The sequence below is a fragment of the Clostridium sp. cel8 genome (assembly GCF_014050525.1).
In the GTDB taxonomy this organism is placed as follows: Bacteria; Bacillota; Clostridia; order Clostridiales; family Clostridiaceae; genus Clostridium_B.
Genome location: NZ_JACGAG010000003.1, coordinates 26,498 through 48,340, shown reverse-complemented (window position 1 = coordinate 48,340; position 21,843 = coordinate 26,498). Strand labels below are relative to the sequence as shown.

At 30.2% G+C, this 21,843-nt stretch carries 23 protein-coding genes; all 23 read left to right on the top strand.

The window, feature by feature from the left end; genetic code table 11:
• Positions 1 to 140: 140 nt before the first annotated feature.
• The 23 genes from H2684_RS03935 (at position 141) to pgsA (ending at position 21,661) form a co-directional block, all read left to right on the top strand.
• A complete protein-coding gene (locus H2684_RS03935; RefSeq protein ID WP_182088097.1) occupies positions 141 to 866 on the top strand; it encodes an amino acid ABC transporter ATP-binding protein in 726 nt (241 codons plus the stop codon).
• A 36-nt stretch (positions 867 to 902) separates the two neighbouring features.
• Entirely contained in the window at positions 903 to 1,706 is an 804-nt protein-coding gene (locus H2684_RS03930; RefSeq protein ID WP_182088096.1) for a transporter substrate-binding domain-containing protein, read from the top strand.
• The gene (locus H2684_RS03925) at positions 1,706 to 2,377 is read left to right on the top strand and encodes an amino acid ABC transporter permease (RefSeq protein ID WP_182088095.1); all 672 of its coding nucleotides are present in this window, start codon (positions 1,706 to 1,708) and stop codon (positions 2,375 to 2,377) included. The genes H2684_RS03930 and H2684_RS03925 overlap by 1 nt, the downstream gene beginning before the upstream one ends.
• Entirely contained in the window at positions 2,374 to 3,015 is a 642-nt protein-coding gene (locus H2684_RS03920) for an amino acid ABC transporter permease (RefSeq protein ID WP_182088094.1), read from the top strand. The genes H2684_RS03925 and H2684_RS03920 overlap by 4 nt, the downstream gene beginning before the upstream one ends.
• Before the next feature lie 233 nt (positions 3,016 to 3,248).
• Complete coding sequence (gene rimP / locus H2684_RS03915) at positions 3,249 to 3,707, top strand: ribosome maturation factor RimP (RefSeq protein ID WP_182088093.1); 459 nt, start codon at positions 3,249 to 3,251, stop codon at positions 3,705 to 3,707.
• A 16-nt stretch (positions 3,708 to 3,723) separates the two neighbouring features.
• A complete protein-coding gene (nusA, locus tag H2684_RS03910) occupies positions 3,724 to 4,851 on the top strand; it encodes a transcription termination factor NusA (RefSeq protein ID WP_182088092.1) in 1,128 nt (375 codons plus the stop codon).
• Positions 4,852 to 4,865: 14 nt separating this feature from the next.
• Entirely contained in the window at positions 4,866 to 5,135 is a 270-nt protein-coding gene (locus H2684_RS03905; RefSeq protein WP_182088091.1) for a YlxR family protein, read from the top strand.
• Positions 5,125 to 5,424 carry a ribosomal L7Ae/L30e/S12e/Gadd45 family protein gene (locus H2684_RS03900; protein WP_182088090.1) on the top strand — a complete coding sequence of 100 codons (300 nt, stop codon included), beginning with the start codon at positions 5,125 to 5,127 and terminating at the stop codon, positions 5,422 to 5,424. Before H2684_RS03905 ends, H2684_RS03900 begins: the two co-directional genes overlap by 11 nt.
• A gap of 25 nt (positions 5,425 to 5,449) precedes the next feature.
• Positions 5,450 to 7,582, top strand: a complete 2,133-nt coding sequence (gene infB, locus H2684_RS03895; protein ID WP_182088089.1) for a translation initiation factor IF-2 — start codon at positions 5,450 to 5,452, stop codon at positions 7,580 to 7,582.
• Between the two features lie 40 nt (positions 7,583 to 7,622).
• Positions 7,623 to 7,985 carry a 30S ribosome-binding factor RbfA gene (rbfA, locus tag H2684_RS03890; protein ID WP_182088088.1) on the top strand — a complete coding sequence of 121 codons (363 nt, stop codon included), beginning with the start codon at positions 7,623 to 7,625 and terminating at the stop codon, positions 7,983 to 7,985.
• Positions 7,975 to 8,937: a bifunctional oligoribonuclease/PAP phosphatase NrnA gene (locus tag H2684_RS03885; RefSeq protein WP_182088087.1), complete on the top strand. Its 963-nt coding sequence runs from the start codon at positions 7,975 to 7,977 to the stop codon at positions 8,935 to 8,937. The genes rbfA and H2684_RS03885 overlap by 11 nt, the downstream gene beginning before the upstream one ends.
• Positions 8,937 to 9,815, top strand: a complete 879-nt coding sequence (gene truB, locus H2684_RS03880; protein ID WP_182088313.1) for a tRNA pseudouridine(55) synthase TruB — start codon at positions 8,937 to 8,939, stop codon at positions 9,813 to 9,815. Before H2684_RS03885 ends, truB begins: the two co-directional genes overlap by 1 nt.
• 6 nt (positions 9,816 to 9,821) lie before the next feature.
• The gene (locus tag H2684_RS03875; RefSeq protein ID WP_182088086.1) at positions 9,822 to 10,754 is read left to right on the top strand and encodes a bifunctional riboflavin kinase/FAD synthetase; all 933 of its coding nucleotides are present in this window, start codon (positions 9,822 to 9,824) and stop codon (positions 10,752 to 10,754) included.
• Positions 10,755 to 10,875: 121 nt separating this feature from the next.
• Positions 10,876 to 11,139 (top strand): 30S ribosomal protein S15, encoded by a 264-nt coding sequence (gene rpsO / locus H2684_RS03870; RefSeq protein ID WP_182088085.1) that lies wholly within the window; start codon positions 10,876 to 10,878, stop codon positions 11,137 to 11,139.
• A 74-nt stretch (positions 11,140 to 11,213) separates the two neighbouring features.
• Positions 11,214 to 13,361: a polyribonucleotide nucleotidyltransferase gene (locus tag H2684_RS03865; protein WP_182088084.1), complete on the top strand. Its 2,148-nt coding sequence runs from the start codon at positions 11,214 to 11,216 to the stop codon at positions 13,359 to 13,361.
• Between the two features lie 146 nt (positions 13,362 to 13,507).
• Complete coding sequence (locus H2684_RS03860; protein WP_182088083.1) at positions 13,508 to 14,806, top strand: pitrilysin family protein; 1,299 nt, start codon at positions 13,508 to 13,510, stop codon at positions 14,804 to 14,806.
• A gap of 71 nt (positions 14,807 to 14,877) precedes the next feature.
• Positions 14,878 to 15,150, top strand: coding sequence for a YlmC/YmxH family sporulation protein (locus H2684_RS03855; protein ID WP_182088082.1), 273 nt, complete (start codon positions 14,878 to 14,880; stop codon positions 15,148 to 15,150).
• Positions 15,151 to 15,261: 111 nt separating this feature from the next.
• Positions 15,262 to 16,467: an aspartate kinase gene (dapG, locus tag H2684_RS03850; protein WP_182088081.1), complete on the top strand. Its 1,206-nt coding sequence runs from the start codon at positions 15,262 to 15,264 to the stop codon at positions 16,465 to 16,467.
• Positions 16,468 to 16,540: 73 nt separating this feature from the next.
• Entirely contained in the window at positions 16,541 to 17,233 is a 693-nt protein-coding gene (locus H2684_RS03845) for an ATP-dependent Clp protease proteolytic subunit (protein ID WP_182088080.1), read from the top strand.
• On the top strand, positions 17,205 to 17,327 hold the full coding sequence (locus H2684_RS12400; protein WP_279286870.1) for a hypothetical protein: 123 nt from the start codon (positions 17,205 to 17,207) through the stop codon (positions 17,325 to 17,327). Before H2684_RS03845 ends, H2684_RS12400 begins: the two co-directional genes overlap by 29 nt.
• 26 nt (positions 17,328 to 17,353) lie before the next feature.
• Positions 17,354 to 19,612: a DNA translocase FtsK gene (locus tag H2684_RS03840; protein ID WP_347707515.1), complete on the top strand. Its 2,259-nt coding sequence runs from the start codon at positions 17,354 to 17,356 to the stop codon at positions 19,610 to 19,612.
• Between the two features lie 131 nt (positions 19,613 to 19,743).
• The gene (gene rimO / locus H2684_RS03835; protein ID WP_182088079.1) at positions 19,744 to 21,090 is read left to right on the top strand and encodes a 30S ribosomal protein S12 methylthiotransferase RimO; all 1,347 of its coding nucleotides are present in this window, start codon (positions 19,744 to 19,746) and stop codon (positions 21,088 to 21,090) included.
• A complete protein-coding gene (pgsA, locus tag H2684_RS03830) occupies positions 21,074 to 21,661 on the top strand; it encodes a CDP-diacylglycerol--glycerol-3-phosphate 3-phosphatidyltransferase (protein WP_182088078.1) in 588 nt (195 codons plus the stop codon). The genes rimO and pgsA overlap by 17 nt, the downstream gene beginning before the upstream one ends.
• Positions 21,662 to 21,843: the final 182 nt, after the last annotated feature.

Genomic DNA, 21,843 nt, shown 5'->3' with positions numbered 1-21,843 from the left:
AATCATATAGTGCATAATAATTATAAAATTAATAAACAAAAAGAATAATTTATATTAACATTATTCAAATATTATTCAAAAATAAATTTTATTATATCAAAATATATATAAAATTCAATTTTGTATGAAAAGGTGATTATATGATTGAGCTAAGAGGTGTTAACAAGTATTTTGGGAACTTGCATGTACTAAAAGAAATTAATTTAAAGATACCAGATGGAGAAAAGTTAGTTATAATTGGTCCAAGTGGTTCAGGTAAAAGTACATTAATTAGGAGTATGAATCTTTTAGAAAAACCCACAAAAGGAAAAGTAATAATAAATGGAATTGATATAACAGCTCCTAAAGCACCAATTACTAAAATAAGGCAATCTGTAGCTATGGTTTTTCAACAATTTAATTTATATCCACATAAAACTGTTCTGGAAAATGTAACTTTAGCACCTATTTTAGTAAAAAAAGTTCCTAAAAAACAAGCTGAGGAATCAGGTATGGTTTATCTTGAAAGGGTAGGTCTTAAAGAAAAAGCTAATGCATATCCTAATCAACTATCAGGAGGGCAGCAGCAGAGAGTAGCTATTGCAAGAGCACTTAATATGAAACCTGAAATAATTTTATTTGATGAGCCTACATCAGCACTTGATCCTGAAATGATCCAGGAAGTACTTGATGTTATGACTGATTTGGCACACGAGGGAATTACAATGGTTGCTGTAACTCATGAAATGGGTTTTGCGCGTAGAGTAGCTGACAGAGTAATATTTGTAGATGGAGGAGAGATATTAGAAGAAGGACCACCAGAACATTTCTTTACAAATCCATCTAATGAAAGGACTAAATTATTTTTAAGCCGTATTGTACATTAATTAAAATTATTTTATATTTATAAGGGGGACAAGTATATGAGAAAGAGAAAATTTTTTGCTGGAATTTTAATTTTTATAGTAGGAATGATTTTTACAGGTTGTGGTTCTAGTTCACAGGATTCAAGTGAATCAACATCAGCATTACAGAAAATAAAAGATAGAGGTTATCTTAATGTAGGTGTTAAATTAGATGTACCTAAATTTGGATACAAAGATCCTAAAACTTCAGAAATCGAGGGATTTGAAGTTGACCTTTCAAAGGCAATAGCTAAAAAGATACTTGGAGATGAAAATAAAATTAAGTTTCAAGGTGTAACTGCTAAAACTAGAGGACCACTTTTGGATAGTGGACAAGTAGATATGATTGCAGCTACTTTTACTATAACTGATGAACGTAAGAAAAGCTATAATTTTTCAGATCCATATTTTACAGATCATGTAGGCTTAATGGTTAAGAAGGATTCGGGAATAAAGGATTTAAAAGGATTAAATAATAAGAAGATAGGTGTAGCTCAAAGTTCTACAAGTAAAGATGCAATACAAGCAGAAGCAGAAAAAGTTGGAAGTAAGGTTTCATTCTTAGAATTTCCTGGATATCCAGATATTAAATCTGCACTTGACTCAGGAAGAGTTGATTGCTTTTCAGTAGATAAATCAATACTTAATGGATATTTAGATGATTCAACAGTTCTTTTAAAAGAAGAATTTAGTCCACAGGATTATGGAATAGCGACTAAAAAAGGAAATGATGATTTAGCTAAGACTATAAATGAAACTATAAAAGAAATGAAAGAATCAGGAGAATTGGATAAACTAATTGCTAAATGGGGTATTCAGTAGTGCCAGGCCCTTTTGCAGCATTTAAATGGGAAGCTTTGTTCAATGATAGATCTATATTTCTACATGGTTTCCTGGTAACTATACTGGCATCTATAGTTGCATTAGTCTTAGCTATGGTATTGGGTGTTATTTTTGGAGTAATGGGAACACTAGAGAATAAAATACTAAAAAAAATAAACAAAATATATGTTGCAGTTATACAAAATACTCCACTTGTAGTACAGGTTTTTTTCTTGTATAATGTATTTCCACATTTTAATATTACAATATCTGTATTTGGAGTAGGGGCTATTGGAGTTGGAATATATCATGGCGCGTATATTGCAGAAGTTGTTCGAGGAGGAATTGAATCGGTACCTAGAGGTCAGATGGAATCAGCTAAATCTCAAGGATTTACAAATGTCCAAGCTATGAGATATATAATACTTCCCCAAGCGGTGAAAATAATATTTCCACCGCTTACAAATCAAGCTGTTGGACTTATAAAAAATACATCTGTAATGGCTATGATAGCTGGAGGAGATTTAATGTATCAGGCAGACTCCTGGTCAAGTAATAATCTTTACTATGGACCTGCATATGTTGTTACAGCGATTTTGTATTTAATGTTATGTATGCCACTTGCTAGACTAGCTCTTATCCTTGAAAAGAAAAGTGGGGTGAGATCATGATATCAGTACTTTTTAAGCCGGATATAATCTTATTTTTGCTAAAAGGATTTTTAACTACCCTACATATAGCTATTGCTACAATAATACTAAGTTCTATTATTGGTACTTTTTTAGGAATTGCACGTTATGTAAATCATAAGATTATAAGTAAAATAGCAGGATTTTATATAGAGATTGTTAGGAATATTCCTCTTCTTTTATTTATATTAGCTGTTAGGTTTATGACAAAGTTGGAACCTATAAATGCAGGAATTGGAGCTATGACTATATTTACTAGCGCAATTATTGCAGAAATTGTTCGTGCTGGATTGAATTCTATAAATAAAGGGCAATGGGAAGCAGCTGAATCTCAAGGATTTACTTATAGTAAAATATTAATTCATATTATATTGCCTCAAGCATTTAGAAATATGATTCCACCTTTGTGTTCTACTTTTATTACAGTAATTAAGGATACATCTTTTGTTTGGGCTGTTGGAATTGAGGAACTTACAGGCAAGGGAATGATAATTATGGGACAATATGCTAAAACCTCTCAAATTATTACTATTTTTATAATGATGGCTTTTATGTATTTTGTTATAAACTATTTACTGTCAATAATAGCAGCCAGACAACAACTTAAAATTGTTCGTTAATTTTGAAGTAATTGATTTATTTAATATATGAAAACTTATATTTATCTTGAAATAAGTATTTTAGTATGATAAAATTGATTTAGTAATTCTACAGAGTTTTGTTTAATTGTAGGGTGGGTTTATACCCACTCTTTCTATTTGTAAAAACGCAGCGTAAGTTGCGTTTTTAATTATAGCTATTAACATTTTTTCTCTTGAATTGTTTAGAATATATAGTAAGGAGGGAATATAACATGTCTAGTTTAACAGATAGAGTATATGATTTGGTATTGCCTATAGTTAAAAAGTTAAATTATGAATTATACCATTTGGAAATTGTAAAGGAGAAAAATGAAAATTATTTAAGGATATATATAGACAAACAAGATGGTGGAATAACACTTGACGATTGTGAAAGAGTAAGTAGATCTGTAAGTGATATGCTTGATGAAAAAGACCCTATAAGTTTTTCATATTATTTAGAAGTATCTTCACCTGGAATAGAAAGAACTTTATATACTGAAGAACATTTAAAGAGGTATATGGGAAGCATGGTAAAAGTTAAGATAAATGGTTTATTTGAGGGAAAGAAAAAATATGAAGGTGAACTTTTGAATTTTGATAAAGAGTATTTGAAAGTAAAGTCTGGATTAAAAGAAATAGATATTCCAAGAGATAAAATTTCCAATGTAAGTTTAAAGGTCAATTTCTAAGGGGAGGTATATGGAAATGAATCAGGAGTTTATAGAGGCCTTGAAAGAGATAGTTAAAGAGAAGGGGATAAGTAAAGATCTATTATTTACCACTATAGAAGATGCATTAGTTGCTGCTTACAAAAAGAATTATTCTTCACATGGAGGAAATCAGAATGTGAAGGTTACTATGGATAGGGAAAATGGAGAAATTCATGTATATTCTCAGAAAAAGGTAGTTGAAAATTTAGAAGATAATTTAAATGAAATATTGCTTGAAGATGCAAAAGCAATCGATCAAAGATATGAAGTAGGTGATTTAGTATCTATAGAAGTAACTCCGAGAAAGTTTGGAAGAGTAGCTGCACAAGCTGCAAAACAGGTTGTAATTCAGAGAATAAAAGAAGAAGAAAGAAGAATAATATACAATGATTTTGCAGAAAAAGAAGATGATATAATAACAGGTGTTGTTATTAGAAAAGATAAGAACAATGTCTTAATAGATCTTGGAAAAACTGAAGCTGTCCTTGGACCAAATGAGCAGATGCCTGGAGAAAAATATAATTACAACGATAGAATCAAGCTTTATATAGTAGAAGTTAAAAATACTACAAAAGGAGCACAAATTATTATATCAAGAACTCATCCAGGTCTTATAAAGAGATTATTTGAGCTTGAAGTTCCTGAAATATTTGAAGGAATTGTAGATATAAAGTCAATTGCAAGAGAAGCTGGATCTAGAACAAAAATTGCAGTACATTCAAATGACGAAAATGTAGATCCAATGGGAGCTTGTGTAGGACCTAAAGGTATAAGAGTACAGAGTATAGTAAATGAACTAAAAAATGAAAAAATTGATATAATAAAATGGAGTAAACTTCCTGAAGAATATATAGCAAATTCATTGAGCCCTGCAAAAGTTCTCGATGTTGACTTAGATGAGGATAAAAAGTTTGCACAAGTTATAGTAGACGATGATCAACTATCTCTTGCAATAGGTAAAGAAGGGCAAAATGTTAGATTGGCAGCTAAGCTTACAGGATGGAAAATTGATATAAAGAGTAAATCTCAGATGGAAAATTTTCAAAATACTTCTGAAGAAACATTAGATGAAGAGAATGAAGTTAACTATAAAGAAATTACAGATAATCATATTATTAATTAAGGATGGTGTGATTTATGAAAAAGAAAAAAATACCTCAGAGAATGTGTCTTGGATGTATGGAAATGAAACCCAAGAGAGAACTCATAAGAATTGTAAAGAATAAAGAAGGAGAAGTTTTTTTAGATCCTACAGGTAAGAAAAATGGTAGAGGAGCTTATATTTGCAAAAATATTACTTGTCTGGAAAATGCATTTAAAAATAAAAGACTTCAAAAAAATCTTGAAACTAATATTGATACTGAATTATATAATGCCTTAAAGGAAGAAATAGAAAATGAAAGATAGTTTTCTACAATTTTTAGGTATTGCAAAAGGTGCAGGTAAAGTTTTGGAGGGATATAATAAATGTGAAGATAATATAAAGAAAAATAAAATATATTTGCTTATATTATCTCAAGATGTTTCTTCAAATACTTTAAATAAATTTTTGAAATATGGTAACAAATATAATATAAAAGTTTTGACAGGATATTCTAAGGAAGAACTTGGATATGCAATTGGGCATGATGAGATAAAAGTTATAGGTATCACGGATAGGAATATGAGCAAAAAACTTGTAGACCTTCATAGTTAGAAATTTAATTTCGGGGGTGAAGTATTTGTCAAAAGTAAGAATTTATGAATTGGCTAAAGAACTAAGTATTTCAAGTAAAGAATTGATTAAAATTCTTTCAGAAGAATTTAGTGTGAAAGTAAAAAATCACATGAGCGTTATAGAAGAAGAGGATGCGGAACTTATAAAGGAATTCTTTTCTGAAAAACAAGATGGTAAAACTCAAGATGCTAAAACTAATGAAACTAAAGAAACTGATAAAATTTCTGTAAAAAGTAAATCAGAAAAAAAGGGAACTTCAACTAAAACTTCTAAAGAAACAAAGAAGAAAAATAAAAACAGTATGAATAAAAAGAAAAATGTTAAAAATCATGTTGAAGTTAGCAATGATACTGACAAAAAGGAAGATGAACAAGAAGAAAAAATAATAGAAATTGATGATACTATAACTGTAAAAGAACTTTCAGAAAAAATGGGTAAATCGTCAACAGAAGTTATAAAACAACTTATATTTATGGGAGTAATGGCAGCAATAAATCAGGAAATTGACTTTCAGACAGCACAAAAGCTTGGAGAAAAGTTCAATGTTATTGTTGAGAAAAAGGAAAGAGATATTGATATGGAAGCTGTAGAAAAAGAAGAAGATGATGATGAGGACGAAAATATGGAAAAAAAGCCTCCTGTTATAACTGTAATGGGTCATGTTGACCATGGTAAGACATCCCTTTTAGATGCTATCAGAAAATCAAAGGTAACATCTCAAGAAGCAGGTGGAATAACTCAGCATATAGGAGCTTATACAGTAAATATAAATGGAGAAAAGATAACATTTCTAGATACACCTGGTCATGAAGCTTTCACTGCAATGAGAGCAAGAGGTGCTCAAATAACGGATATCGTTATACTTGTAGTTGCAGCAGATGATGGAATAATGCCTCAGACAGTAGAAGCAATCAATCACTGTAAGGCAGCAAATGTTCCAATGGTAGTAGCTATAAATAAGATTGACAGACCAGGAGCAAATCCAGATAGGGTAAAACAAGAACTTATAGAGTATGGTATTACACCTGAGGATTGGGGTGGAGATACTATATGTGTTCCAGTTTCAGCACATACTCAAGAAGGATTAGATACGCTTCTTGAAATGGTACTTTTAACTGCTGAAGTTCAAGAACTTAAAGCAAATCCAAATAGAAATGCAAAAGGTGCTGTAATTGAAGCAAAATTGGATAAAGGAAGAGGAGCTGTTGCAACACTTCTTGTTCAAAATGGAACTTTAAATGTAGGCGATTCTATAGTAGTAGGAACCACATATGGTAGGATAAGAGCAATGTTTGATGATAAGGGAAAAAATATAAAGTCAGCTGGTCCATCTATTCCTGTGGAGATACTTGGATTGTCTGAAGTACCAGCAGCAGGTGATAGATTCCATCAAGTAAAAGATGAGAAAACTGCAAGAGATTTAGCTAATAGGAGAAAAGAGAAGAAAAGAGAAGAATATCTTCAATCAACTCATAAAGTTTCCCTTGAAGACTTATATAATCAGATAAAAGAGGGAAAAGTAAAAGAGCTAAATATAATTGTAAAAGCCGATGTCCAGGGTTCTATAGAAGCTCTTAGACAATCACTTCAAAAGCTTTCAACAGATGAAGTTAAAGTAAGAGTAATACACGGTGCAGTAGGTGCTATAACAGAAACTGATGTAAGCTTGGCTTCAGCATCTAATGCAATTATAATTGGATTTAATGTTAGACCAGATAGCAATGCAGAAAAAGCGGCAGAAAAAGAGTCGGTAGATATTAAAACTTATAGGGTAATATATACAGCAATAGATGACATAAAGTCTGCAATGCTTGGTATGTTAGAACCTGATTATAAGGAAAAGGTAATAGGAAAAGTTGAGGTTAGACAAATATATAAAATTTCAAATGTAGGAACAATTGCAGGCTGTTATGTAACTGATGGTAAGATAGTAAGAAATTGCAAAGTTAGAATAATAAGAGATGGAATAGTTATATTCGAATCCGAACTTGCATCTTTAAAGAGATTTAAAGATGATGTAAAGGAAGTTGCTCAAGGATTTGAATGTGGGATTTCAATTGAAAAATTCAATGATATAAAAGAGGGCGATATAATAGAAGCATATATTATTGAAGAAATTAAGAAGAAAGAACTTTAAACTGCGTATTCACATTTTCATTAATTTGGAGGTGGTATTAATGTCTAAGTATAGAACCGGTAGAATAAATGAAGAGATGAAAAAGGAAATAAGCAGTATAATAAGAAATGATGTAAAAGATCCAAGGATTACTGCTATGATAAGTGTTACAAGAGTTGATGTTACAAGAGATTTAAGTTACGCTAAAGTATATGTAAGTCTTTATGGAAATGATAAATCTAAGGATGAAACTTTTCAGGCATTAAAAAATTCATCTGGGTTTATAAGAAGAGAAGTAGGACATAGAATTAGACTTAGAAATACTCCAGAGATTATTATGGAGATAGATGACAGTATAGAAAAGGGAATGCATATTGATGATCTCCTAAGGAAGATAAAGGAGAATGAAAAAAATGGAAATTAACAGTGTAATATCAGAGATTTCTAATAGTAAAAATATAGCTATTACTTTTCATAAATCTCCTGATGGAGATTCAATTGGAAGTGCACTTGCATTGTTTCAAGGATTGAGTAGTAAGGGAAAAGAAGTTTCTATTCTCTCTACTGAAGAAATTCCTGAAGACTTTAAATTTCTTCCAGGATCTTTGAATATAGATCCTGAAAAATTTGAAGTTGAAAGTAAGACAGAATGTGTTATAGTCCTTGATTGTGGAGATAAGAAGAGAATAAATGCTAACTTGAATTTTGAAAATAGAAATTATAAAATTATAAATATAGATCACCATGTTACCAATGAGAAATATGGAGATATTAACTATATAGATACAAAAGCAGCAGCTATGTCTGAAATTATATACGATATATTAATTGAATTAAATGTTGAAATTAATAAGGATATAGCTAAATGTCTTTACACTTCATTGATTACAGATACAGGATCTTTTAAATATTCTTCTACAAGTGAGAGAACACATAGAATTGCTGGGAAACTTATAAGTACTGGCTTTGATTTTACAGGTGTTCATAGAATTGTATTTGACAATAAAAAAATCGAGAATATAAAATTGCTTGGAAGAGCAATTGACAATATGAAAATTATAGATGATAAAATATGTGTAATAAAAATAACAAAATCTATGATAGATGATATTTCAAAGGATCAAGATATTGATACCCACGACATAGTGAATACAGGTCTTGAAATTGAAACTGTAGAAGTTTCTGTGCTTTTGAAAGAGTCTGAAGATAAAATAAAAGTTAGCTTAAGGTCAAAGAATTATGTAGATGTAAGAAAGATTGCAGAAAAATTTGGAGGTGGAGGGCATATAAGAGCTGCAGGACTTCAAGTATCTGATAAGGATATAGATACTGTAGAAAATATGATACTCAAAGAAATTCAAGAAGAGATGGCATGATGAATGGAATATTAAATATAAATAAACCAAAGGGAATGACTTCATTTGATGTTGTAAAAAAAGTAAAGTCAATTTGTAATATGAAAAGGGTTGGGCATACAGGTACTCTTGATCCAGGTGCTTCAGGAGTGCTTCCAATCTGTATAGGACGTGCAACTAAACTAGTGGATTATATAATGGAAGGATCAAAGACATATGTGGCAACTTTAAAATTAGGAGTTGTTACGGATACTTATGATAAATATGGAAAAATTGTATTTGAATCTAATTTGGATGTAAATGAGAAAGAGATAATTGACTCTATAATGAGTTTTAAGGGAAATATAAGTCAAATTCCTCCTATGTATTCTGCATTAAAAGTAAATGGCAAGAGATTATATGAACTTGCAAGAAAAGGTATAAAAGTTGAAAGAAAAACTAGAAATATAACTATATATTCTATAGATATATTGAAAGTTGATTTGCCATATGTAAAGTTTGAGGTTAAATGCTCAAAAGGAACTTATATAAGGAGTTTATGCCATGATATTGGACAAAAATTAGGTTGTGGTGGAACTATGTGGGAACTTTTAAGAACTCACTCTGGAGGATTTGATATTTCTGATTCTATATCTGTTTTGGATTTGAATGAGGTCAACGTATTTCAGCATTTGATTCCAATGGATATGGCACTTGAAGGTTATCCATGTGTACATATAGAAGATAATTTTAAAAAACATGTACTAAATGGACTTCCAATAAAAAGTAATAAGTTTCTAAATAAAATAGAGGAAGATGTACTCTACAGAGTTTACATAGATAAAAATAAGTTTATAGGTATAGGAATGAATAAAAAAGGTACTGGATTTAAAATGAAAAAGTTGTTGATTTCGGGGTAATTTACCATGATGATAATAGAAGATAATTTTAAAATTAATTTGAAGGAAAAAACATATATTGCACTTGGAAGCTTTGATGGACTCCATCTAGGACATATGAGTCTTATAAATAGAACAATACAGCTTGCAAAACAAAATAATGTAAAGAGTATGGTTTTTACATTTAAACATCATCCAAGAATAGTTATAAACAAAAATTCTGGACCTAGAATATTGATGAGCAATAAAATGAAGCTTAAAGCATTAGACAAAGCAGGTTTGGATATAATAAATATGGCAAACTTTGATACTGAATTTATGAAAATAGATCCTGAGAATTTTGTGCTCAAGTTACTAAATAACTATAGGGCTTGTGGACTTATAGTTGGTTTCAACTATAAATTTGGCTATAAAAATATAGGAGATATAGAGTTACTCAAAGAACTTAGCCTAAAATATAATTTTTCCCTAGATATCATACCACCTGTGAAATATGAAGAAGAAATTGTTTCTAGTTCTATTATAAGAAAAATAATATCTGAAACTGGAGATATGAAAAAGGCAAGAAATATGCTTACTAGACCTTTTGAAATCTCTGGATCTGTAATTAATGGAAAGCACCTTGGAAAAAGATTAGGATTTCCAACTGCAAATTTAAAATTGGATAAAAATTTTATAATACCATATAAAGGTGTATATTATACTATTGTGAAATTTGAAAATAAATACTATAGAGGTATAACAAATGTAGGTTGTAATCCAACTACAAATGATAGAAAACTCAGTATTGAAACTAATATATTGGATTTCTCAAAGGATATATACAATAAAACAATATGTGTATTCTTTATAGAGAGAATTAGAGATGAAGTTAAATTTGACAGTTTAGATGACTTAAAAACTCAACTTCAAAAAGACAGAGATTACGCATATAGTAGGGAATTAGAAATTAATTTGTAAAATTAATTTACAATACTAGTTTTATTTGCTATAATTACAGACGTGATCCTTATGCTAAGAATTTCGAATTGCCGACGATATTCTTGGAATATAGGAGATTAACAATTGGAGGTGTTACAAAATGGAAAAGGCAGTTAAACAAGAAATAATTAAGAAGTACGCAAGACATGAAGGTGATACTGGTTCACCAGAAGTACAGATTGCTCTTCTTACTAAAAGAATTAATCATTTGAATGAACATTTAAAGGTCCACAAGAAAGATCATCACTCAAGAAGAGGCCTTTTGATGATGGTAGGTAAGAGAAGAGGTCTTCTTAATTATTTAATTAAAGAGGATATTGAAAGATATCGTGCTATCATAAAGGCATTAAATTTAAGAAAATAACTTTAGAGCGGCTTTTAAACCGCTCTTTATTTTTAAGAAGTTATTATTATTTTTATTGTAAAGGAGGTAATTTAATGAGTGAAATTATTGAAACTAATGTTGCAGGAAGAACTTTAAAAGTTGACTATGGTAAAGTAGGAATGCTTTCCAATTGTGCTTTTATGATAAGTTATGGAGATACTGTTGTTTTAGTAAATGCTAATTGCTCTGATAAGCCAAGAGAAGGAGTTGATTTTTTCCCTTTAAGTATAGAATATGAAGAAAGATTATATTCTGTTGGAAAGATACCAGGAGGATTTATAAAAAGAGAGGGTAAGCCAACAGACAAGGCAATACTACATGCAAGGGCAATAGACAGACCACTTAGACCACTTTTCCCAAAGGGATATAGAAATGATGTTCAAGTAGTTTGTACGGTATTATCTGTAGATCAGGATAACCTTCCTGATATACTTTCTATAAATGGTGCATCTCTTGCACTGTGCATGTCAAGTATTCCTTTTGATACACCAGTTGGAGCAGTTTCTGTTGGAATAGTAGATGGAAAGTTTGTAATAAATCCTAAAGTAGAAGAAAGAGAAAAGAGTACTTTGAATTTAACTGTGTGTGCCACAAAAGACAGAGTTATGATGGTTGAAGCTGGAGGAGAAGAAATACCAGAAGATGTTATGTACGATGCCATAAAATTTGGATTTGAAGAGTGCAAAAAAATTGCAAAATTCCAAGAAAAAGTAATGAAAAAGTATGGTAAGAAAAAGGTTATTCCAGAATTGTATAAAGTTGATGAAACTCTTGAAAAAGAAGTTAGAAATTTTTCCTTCGATATGGTAAAAAGTGCAATGTATATAGTAGATAGAGATGAAAGAAATAGTGCTTTAGATGAAATTAAAGAAAAAATAGATAAAGAATTTAAAGATGAAGATAAGTTTAAAAATAATCATCCAGACTATGAAGGTGATATTTCTGCTGATATAAATGATGTTATGTATAGGATGCAAAAAGAAATAGTAAGAAATATGCTTTTAAATGAAAATAGAAGACCTGATGAGAGAAAATTTGATGAAATAAGACCAATAAGCTGTGAAGTGTCACTTCTTCCTAGAGCTCATGGAACTGGACTGTTTACAAGGGGACTTACACAGGTACTTACAGTTGCAACTCTTGGTTCACTTGGAGATGCTCAAGTATTAGATGATATAGGAATGGAAGAGTCTAAAAGATATATACATCATTATAATTTTCCATCATATAGTACAGGTGAAACAAGACCACTTAGAGGACCTGGTAGAAGGGAAATCGGCCATGGTGCATTGGCAGAAAAGGCACTTTTACCACTTATTCCATCACAAGAGGAATTTCCATATACTATAAGATTAGTTTCTGAAGTATTGAGTTCAAATGGATCAACATCTCAGGCAAGTATATGTGGAAGTACGCTGGCACTTTTAGATGCAGGAGTTCCAATTAAGAGACCAGCTGCTGGAATTGCAATGGGTCTTATAACTAGTGAAGATTTATCTCAAGAAAAGATATTAACTGATATACAGGGAATAGAAGATTTCTTTGGAGATATGGATTTTAAGGTAGGAGGAACTGAGGTTGGAATAACAGCTATTCAGTTTGATACTAAAATACATGGTCTTTCTCTTAAATGTATAAAGGAAACATTGTATAGGGCTAGAGAAGCAAGACTTTTTATACTTAAAAAGATGAATGATTGTATAAGTGGTCCTAGAAAGGAGCTATCAAAATACGCACCTAAGACATATACTATGAATATAGATCCAGATAAGATAAGAGATGTTATAGGAGCAGGTGGAAAAGTTATAAACAAGATAATTGCCGAAACAGGAGTAAAGATAGATATAAATGAAGATGGAAAAATATTTGTAATGTCAAATGATAGTGAAGCTAATAAAAAGGCATTGAAAATAATAGATGACTTAACAAGAGATGTAAAAGTAGGAGAAATTTATCTTGGAAAAGTCACTAAGACTACTAATTTTGGAGCTTTTGTGGAGATATTCCCAGGGAAAGAAGGTTTGGTTCATATATCAAAACTTGACTTTACAAGAGTAAACAAAGTTGAAGATGTAGTTTCCGTAGGAGATGAAATACTTGTAAAAGTGGTGGAAATAGATAATCAGGGAAGAATTAATCTTTCTAGAAAAGATGCCATAAAGGATTCGAGAAAAAAAGAATCAAAGGATGAACAAAAATAGAAGGGCTTATGTGCCTTTTTATTTTTATTCTTTACAAGAAATCTGTTTAAATACATAGTTGTTGTATGGAAAGTGTATAATAAAGTACATAATATTATTATAAGTAAATGAATTAATATTGTAATAATTGTAGAGGAGTGCAGTATATGTATAATGTATTCAAAATGCATAATGGACTCAGAGTGGTTTTAGAAAATATAGACTATGTAAATTCTGTAAGTGTAGGACTTTGGGTGAAAAATGGATCAAGGAATGAAGATATATCTGAAAATGGAATATCACATTTTATAGAGCACATGTTTTTTAAAGGTACTAAAAGGAGAAGTGCATTTAAAATAGCTGAATGTATAGAGGATGTAGGTGGACAGATAAATGCTTTTACTGGTAAAGAAGCTACATGTTTTTATGTGAAAGTACTGGATTCTCACATTGATTTGGCACTTGATGTAATATCAGATATGATTTTTGAAAGCAAATTTTCACCTGGTGACATAGATAAAGAAAAGGGAGTTGTAATAGAGGAAATAAACATGAGTGAGGATTCACCAGAAGATGTTTTGTCAGACCTTCAGAGTAGTGCAGTATGGGGTGATGATTCTCTGGCTTATCCTATACTTGGAACAAAAGAAAATGTAAGTTCATTTACTAAAAAACAGATAGTTAGCTATATAAATGAACATTATACACCTGAAAATTCTGTAATATCAATATGCGGAAAATTTGACAGTGATAAGACAATAAAAATGTTAGATAAATACTTTGGAAAATGGGATAATCATAGTCGAAATAGTTTTGTGTATTCAAGTCCTGAGTTTAAAAGAAATCATTTTTTTAAGAAAAAAGATATAGAACAAGTACATTTAACACTTGGAGTATGCGGTATAGAAAATGGGAATGAAGATCTATATACATTGATTCTCTTAAGCAATTTACTTGGTGGAGGAGCATCATCTATTCTCTTTCAAAAAATGAGAGAGGAAATGTCTCTTTGTTATTCTATATATACTTACATATCATCATTTAATAATGCAGGCGCAGTAACTATTTATACAGGATTAAATCCCAAATATGTATACGATGCAGTGAGCATAATAAAAGAAGAGTTAAATAAATTTATAAAAAAAGATATTGAACCTGATAAATTGAATAAACTCAAAGAGCAATTAAAAGCAAGTTATATACTTGGTATGGAAAGCACTACAAGTAGAATGTTTAACAATGGAAAGTCACTTTTATTTTTAAATAAAGTAAATACACCACAGGAGATAATGAATAAGATAGATACAATAAATAATGAAAAGTTGAATTCAGTAATGGAAAAGACATTTAAAAGAGGAATTAAAAATTCTGCATTTGTTGGAAAAGATGTTGATGTTTCTATAATATCAGATTTATTGGAAGATTATAAAAATCCATTTCATAGTGGAAAGAGTTTAAATGTTTAGTAATAACACCTTAACAAAGTTCATAGTATTTATTATACAAAAGAAGTACTATGAAATTTGGAGGTGTTTTTTTGAGTGATAATATAAAGTTTTATAGTGAAGTAGAAAGATATGAGATTATAAATGTAAATGATGGTGAGAGATTTAATTCTTTAGGCAATAATGACATAATAATAGATGACGATGGCAACTTAAAAATATTGCTTTTAAATAGTTCAAAGTCAAAATTCTCTTTGTTTGGAAAAAGTGAATTTATAGAAGTACCCTGGAATTATGTAAAGAAAATAGGAGCTAAAACAATAATAATAGATGCAGAAGAAAAAAATTTAAAAAAAACTCATTAACAATTATATTATTTAGTAATAAAATAATATAGATGTTGAAGATATTACTGATAAAATTACATTAGTAATAAAGTAATTTTATCAAAATGACAAATACAATGGAGGACAAACATGAAGATATTAGTACAAAAATTTGGAGGTACTTCTGTCTCCACTCACAAGAGAAGAGAAAATGTAGTAAGCAAAATATTAGAGGCAAAACGTAAGGGTTATTCTCCTGTGGTTGTTGTATCTGCTATGGGACGAAAAGGACAGCCCTATGCAACTGATACTCTTCTATCTTTAGTAAGTTGTGATTTCAAAAATAAAAATAAACTAGGCGTTGACTTGTTAATGAGCTGTGGTGAAATCATAAGTACAGCAGTTGTGTCAGATGAAATTTTAAAATATGGGTTAGAAGCTGTACCTTTAATGGGAGGACAGGCATCAATAATTACAGATGACAACTACGGAAATGCATCTGTAATTGACGTAAAAACCGAAAAAATATTAAAAATTATTGAAAGTGGAAAAATTCCAGTAGTGGCAGGGTTTCAAGGGATAAATGAAAATGGATTTGTAACTACCTTAGGAAGAGGAGGAAGTGACGTAACTGCAGTACTTCTTGGAAATGCTTTAGGTGCAGAAAAAGTTGAAATATATACAGATGTAGATGGAATAATGACTGCTGATCCAAGAATAGTGTCTGATGCTTCTTTAATTGAGAATATAAGCTATAATGAGGTGTTTCAGCTTGCAGATCAAGGAGCAAAGGTAATACATCCAAGAGCTGTGAAACTTGCTATGAGCAAAAATATGCCTTTAGTTATTAAAAATACCTTAAATAACAGTAGGGGAACTGTAATAAGCAATTTAGTTGTAGAAGATGAAGAAAAGCTTGTAAGCGGTATAACATCAATGAAGGACAGAGTACAGATAACTATAGAAAATAGCAAAAATACAAATAATGAAAATTATTATAGCGTATTTGATGAACTTGCAAATAATCTAATAAGTATAGATTTAATAAATGTATTTCCTAAAGAAAAGGTATTTACTATAGATGAAAGCGATTTTGAAAACTTTAAGATTGTAATGAAGAATTTGGGATTAAAATATTCTGCAATACAAAATTGTAGTAAAATTGCAGTTATAGGAAGCGGAATGAGAGGAATACCTGGAGTCATGGCAAAGATACTTAAAGCATTGTCAAGGGAAAATGTACAGGTACTTCAAACTGCAGACTCCCATACTACAATATGGTGCCTTGTAAAGAGTAGTGTTTCAGATAAAGCTATAAATGTACTTCATAGTGAATTTGGCTTAAGTCAAAAATAAATTATTAAATGAATATTGAATCTTATCTATGCACAAAATATAATGTATATATTTTGTGCATGGAGGAGATATTATGATAAATGAAGCTAAAAACTCACAAGCAATAGAAGATGAAAGAAAGAGAGAAAATATAAAGGAATTTGGAAGAGAAACACTTGGAACTAATAAAAGTGAAATTCAGATGATACCTATAATAGGACAGATAGAGGGACATGAAGTGCTTCCTCCACAGACAAAATCTACAAAATATGAGCATGTTATACCTCAGCTTATATCAATTGAAGAAAATAGCTCAATAAAGGGAGTACTTATAGTTTTAAATACAGTTGGAGGGGATGTTGAGGCTGGCCTTGCAATAGCTGAGATGATAAGAAGTTTGAGTAAAGTTACAGTTTCACTTGTAGTAGGAGGAGGACACTCAATTGGAGTTCCACTAGCTACAAGTTCTGATTATTCTTTCATCACTCCTTCTGCTACTATGATAGTTCATCCAGTTAGAATGAATGGTATGGTAATAGGTGTGCCTCAAACCTTTGAATACTTTAATAAAATACAAGATCGTATAAATGACTTTATAGTTAAGACCTCTGATATTTCCATTTCAAAACTAAATGAATTAATGTCAAAAACAGATGATCTCTTAAATGACGTAGGTACAATGTTAGTTGGAAAGGAAGCAGTTGATATTGGAATTATAAATGAAGTTGGAGGAATAGGAAAGGCACTTAAAAAGCTTCATGAACTCATTAGTAAACAGGGAAAATAATATGAACATACACGCCATAGGAATATTTCCTATGGTATTTGTATTTTATACAAGAGGAAATGAAACAACTAATGTAGAATATATTATGGAATAAATATATTGTTGACTGGAGGTGATTATGTGGCAAGAAGAAAAAAAGTACACAATGAAAATAATGATATTAAGGGAATAATACTTATTACTATAGGAATTTTGATGTTAGTAAGTGTGTTCTCGCCTTCTACATCAGGAATAGTTGGTAAAAGTGTGAAGAAAATATTAATTGCAATAATGGGATTAGGTGCTTTTGTATTTCCTATATTGATAATATTTGTAGGAGGTTGTTTTGTTGGTTCCAAAAATAAAATTAGCTTTGGAAAGAAATTTTATGGAATACTTTTATTTATAATAAATACACTTCTTTTTATGCAGATGATAATTATGTCAGATTATTATCCTAGTTATAGTATATTTGAAAGCATAAAGAAATTATACAATAGAGAAAGTGTGCTTCATGGGGGAATAATAAGCTTGCTTATAGACATACCACTTTTTAAACTATTTGGAGATACTGGATGCTATATTATATTTTTAGCTGTGTACTTTATTTCATTTATGCTTATAACTAAGCTGAGATTTTATGACATGCTGCATAAAATAAAATATAGTATTTCAACTGGAGAAAGGGATGTTCAAGATACAAAAATAGAAGATAAAATCTATGAAAACAAATTAAAAAATAAAGAAGAAAGAGATGGATTTGTAAAAGGTCTGAATAATAGAATAAAAATATTGAATTTCATGAAATCAAAAGAAGAAGAGATATTATTAGAAAATAAAGGAAATAAAGAAGGAAAAGAAATTAAAAATGATAATATTAATCATCCAATTGAGATAGAAATAGCATCTGATAAAGTTCCAGATAAGTCTATAAATGAAGAATTAAATAAGAAGATGATTGAAAGTGAAACTGAGGAAATGGAATACAATTATCCTAGAAAAGATTTACTGAATCTGAATGTTAAATCACAGCTTAACAGGGAAGATAAGAGAGAACTAATAAAAAATGCAAATAAACTGGAAGAAACTTTAAATAGCTTTGGTGTTGAGGCAAAAGTTATGCAAGTTAGTAAAGGGCCTTCTGTTACAAGATTTGAAGTTCAACCAAGTCCTGGAGTGAAGGTAAGTAAAATAGTTAATTTATCAGACGATATTGCACTTGGACTTGCGGCTACAGGAGTCAGAATAGAGGCACCAATACCTGGAAAATCAGTCATAGGTATAGAAGTGCCAAACAAAATACTAACTCCTGTATATCTTCGTGAGGTAATAGAGTCAAAAGAATTTGCAGATTCAAAAGAAAGTCTATGTTTTTCTCTTGGAAAGGATATAGGTGGGAATTGTATAGTTTCTGATTTGACTAAAATGCCGCATCTTTTAATTGCTGGAGCAACAGGTTCAGGTAAAAGTGTATGTATAAATACAATGATAATAAGTTTTTTGTATAAATATTCTCCAGATGAAGTAAAACTTCTCATGATAGATCCAAAAGTAGTAGAGCTAAGTGTATATAATGGAATACCTCATCTTTTAATACCAGTAGTTACAGATCCTAAAAAGGCAGCTGGAGCACTTAATTGGGCTGTTCAAGAGATGAATAGACGATATAAGTTATTTGCAGATAATGGAGTGAGGAATATAGAAGGATATAATAAAATTGCAAAGAAAGGTGATGTTGAAGGAAAGCTTCCTTTTGTAGTTATTATAATTGATGAACTTGCGGACCTTATGATGGTCTGTCCAAATGAAATTGAAGATTATATAGGACGTCTTGCTCAAATGGCAAGAGCAGCTGGTATGCACCTTGTTATAGCAACACAAAGACCTTCGGTAGATGTAATTACAGGAGTTATAAAGGCAAATATACCTTCAAGAATATCCTTTGCAGTATCAAGTCAAATTGACTCAAGAACAATACTTGATACAAGTGGTGCTGAAAAGTTGCTTGGGAAAGGTGATATGCTATTTTATCCTGTGGGAGAATCAAAGCCAGTTAGAATTCAAGGAGCTTTTATATCTGAAAAGGAAGTTGAAAATGTAGTTAAATTTATAAAAGATAAACAAGGTGAACCTCATTATGAGGATAAGATAATTGAAGAAATAGATACTAATACTTCTCCTAGTAAAAGTGATGATTGTGATGAACTTCTAAGTGAAGCTATTAGAATAGTTATTGATTCAGGACAGGCATCTACGTCTTTTATCCAAAGAAGACTTAGAGTAGGGTATAATAGAGCTGCAAGAATAATAGAGCAAATGGAAGATAGAGGAATAATATCAGGAAAAGATGGCACAAAACCAAGGAAAGTACTTGTAGATAAAGAGGAATACAAAGAATGATTAATATATAATTATAAATTTTTGTTTAAGTTCTATATTTTATCTTGTAAAAAGTATAAAGTAGTTTTAAAATAACATATGTGTTTATTATTTATAAGAATATATTTAAGGTTTAATCTAGGAGGAATAAATTGTATAAATTAAAAGTGGGACTTATAAGTTTAGGTTGTGACAAAAATAAAATAGACTCAGAAATTATCTTGGATAATTTAAAGTTTGAATATGATTTTACATTGGATATGAGAGAGGCCGATATAATAATTGTAAATACTTGTGGGTTTATAGAATCTGCAAAACAGGAGTCTATAGATACTATACTTGAGATGTCTAAGTATAAAGAGAAATTTAAGTGTAAAATACTTATAGTTACAGGATGTTTATCTCAAAGGTATGGAGAGGAACTTGGAAAACTTTTACCTGAAGTTGATATAATGATTGGAGTAAATGACTATGATGTGCTAAATTCCAGTATAAAAGATTTCATAGAAGGAAAAAATAAAAAAATATATAAATTTAATTATAGTAATGAAAATATAAATGAGGGAAATAGGGTAATTACTAGTTCTGCAAGTACTGAATACGTTAGGATTGCAGAAGGATGTGATAATTTTTGTACATATTGTATAATTCCAAAAATAAGAGGTAAATATAGAAGTAGAAAAATGGAATCTATTTTAGAGGAATGTGAGAGCTTAGCAAATCAAGGAATAAAGGAAGTAGTGCTTATAGCACAGGATACTACTCGCTATGGAATTGACTTATATGGGAAAAAATCACTTGCAGAACTTATACATAAGATATCTCTAATTGAGGGAATAGTATGGATTAGAATACTTTACTGTTATCCAGAAGAAATAACCGACGATCTTATAGATGAAATGGCTAGAAATGAAAAAGTATGTAAATATATAGATATGCCAATACAGCATATAAGTGATAAAATTCTAAAGGCAATGGGAAGAAAGGGAACTAAATCTCAGATAATAGAGAATATAAATAAATTGAGAAGTAAAATTCCAAACATCAACATTAGAACAACTTTTATAGTTGGATTTCCTGGAGAAGATCAAAAGAGTTTTAATGAATTAAAGGAATTTGTAGAAAATGTGAAATTTGATAAACTTGGAGTATTTAAATACTCCAGAGAAGAAGGTACTCCTGCCTATAATATGAAGAATCAGGTGAGTGATGAGATAAAATCTGAAAGAGAGAAGGAAATAATGCTTCTTCAGCAGAGGATATCTATGAAAATGAATAAAGAAAAGATAGGTAAAATCTACGATGTAATTGTAGAAGGGGAAAAGGATGAATTTTATTATGGTAGAAATTATCAAATGGCACCAGATGTAGATGGATTTGTATATATAAAAAGAGATGATGAATGTCAACTGAGAATTGGTAGTATAATAAAGGTTAGGATAATAGATAGTTTTGAATATGATTTATTAGGAGTTGTATGTGATGAATTTAGCAAATAAACTTACAATAATTAGAATGATACTTGTTCCTGCTTTTCTAGTCTTTATGGCAGTTAAAGACGTTCCTTACTTTAAAATTATAGCTATAGCAATATTTGTTATAGCTTCTATGACAGATAAATTAGATGGATATATAGCTAGAAGTAGGAATCAAGTTACACGATTTGGAAAATTTATGGATCCTTTGGCGGATAAGCTTTTAGTAACAGCGGCTCTTGTATCACTTGTGGAGTATCATATAATACCTTCATGGGCTGCTATGATAATAATAGCTAGAGAGTTTGCTGTAACAGGCCTTAGAACACTTGCAGCTGCTGATGGAATAGTTATAGCTGCAAGCCATTGGGGAAAGGCAAAGACCTTTACTCAAATAATTGCTATTATATTAGCTCTTATAAACTTAAATTATAATTATGAAACACCTTATCTTGTTACAAATATGGTAAATTCTCAGCATATGATATTCAATATAGTAACGGATGTTGCAATGGGAATTGCAATAATAATAACTATAATATCTGGTGTAGATTATTTTGTGAAAAATAAACAAGTTATGAGATCTGATAGATAGAGTTTTAATCCATTAATTTTTTATTTAGTAAAAAATTGATGGATTAAAACTCTAAAATTATGTCCATAATTAAAATATATTTTATTAATGGATAAAACTGATAGATTTGCATAATAAAAATTATACTATTGACTATGGAAATACTATGGTATATAATTAATAAGAACATGCGTTCGAATATG

Coding starts and splice junctions, on each gene's coding strand:
- H2684_RS03935 (WP_182088097.1), top strand. CDS start 141: ATGATTGAGCTAAGAGGTGTTAACAAGTATTTTGGGAACTTGCATGTA.
- H2684_RS03930 (WP_182088096.1), top strand. CDS start 903: ATGAGAAAGAGAAAATTTTTTGCTGGAATTTTAATTTTTATAGTAGGA.
- H2684_RS03920 (WP_182088094.1), top strand. CDS start 2,374: ATGATATCAGTACTTTTTAAGCCGGATATAATCTTATTTTTGCTAAAA.
- rimP (WP_182088093.1), top strand. CDS start 3,249: ATGTCTAGTTTAACAGATAGAGTATATGATTTGGTATTGCCTATAGTT.
- nusA (WP_182088092.1), top strand. CDS start 3,724: ATGAATCAGGAGTTTATAGAGGCCTTGAAAGAGATAGTTAAAGAGAAG.
- H2684_RS03905 (WP_182088091.1), top strand. CDS start 4,866: ATGAAAAAGAAAAAAATACCTCAGAGAATGTGTCTTGGATGTATGGAA.
- H2684_RS03900 (WP_182088090.1), top strand. CDS start 5,125: ATGAAAGATAGTTTTCTACAATTTTTAGGTATTGCAAAAGGTGCAGGT.
- rbfA (WP_182088088.1), top strand. CDS start 7,623: ATGTCTAAGTATAGAACCGGTAGAATAAATGAAGAGATGAAAAAGGAA.
- H2684_RS03885 (WP_182088087.1), top strand. CDS start 7,975: ATGGAAATTAACAGTGTAATATCAGAGATTTCTAATAGTAAAAATATA.
- truB (WP_182088313.1), top strand. CDS start 8,937: ATGAATGGAATATTAAATATAAATAAACCAAAGGGAATGACTTCATTT.
- H2684_RS03875 (WP_182088086.1), top strand. CDS start 9,822: ATGATGATAATAGAAGATAATTTTAAAATTAATTTGAAGGAAAAAACA.
- rpsO (WP_182088085.1), top strand. CDS start 10,876: ATGGAAAAGGCAGTTAAACAAGAAATAATTAAGAAGTACGCAAGACAT.
- H2684_RS03865 (WP_182088084.1), top strand. CDS start 11,214: ATGAGTGAAATTATTGAAACTAATGTTGCAGGAAGAACTTTAAAAGTT.
- H2684_RS03860 (WP_182088083.1), top strand. CDS start 13,508: ATGTATAATGTATTCAAAATGCATAATGGACTCAGAGTGGTTTTAGAA.
- dapG (WP_182088081.1), top strand. CDS start 15,262: ATGAAGATATTAGTACAAAAATTTGGAGGTACTTCTGTCTCCACTCAC.
- H2684_RS03845 (WP_182088080.1), top strand. CDS start 16,541: ATGATAAATGAAGCTAAAAACTCACAAGCAATAGAAGATGAAAGAAAG.
- H2684_RS12400 (WP_279286870.1), top strand. CDS start 17,205: ATGAACTCATTAGTAAACAGGGAAAATAATATGAACATACACGCCATA.
- pgsA (WP_182088078.1), top strand. CDS start 21,074: ATGAATTTAGCAAATAAACTTACAATAATTAGAATGATACTTGTTCCT.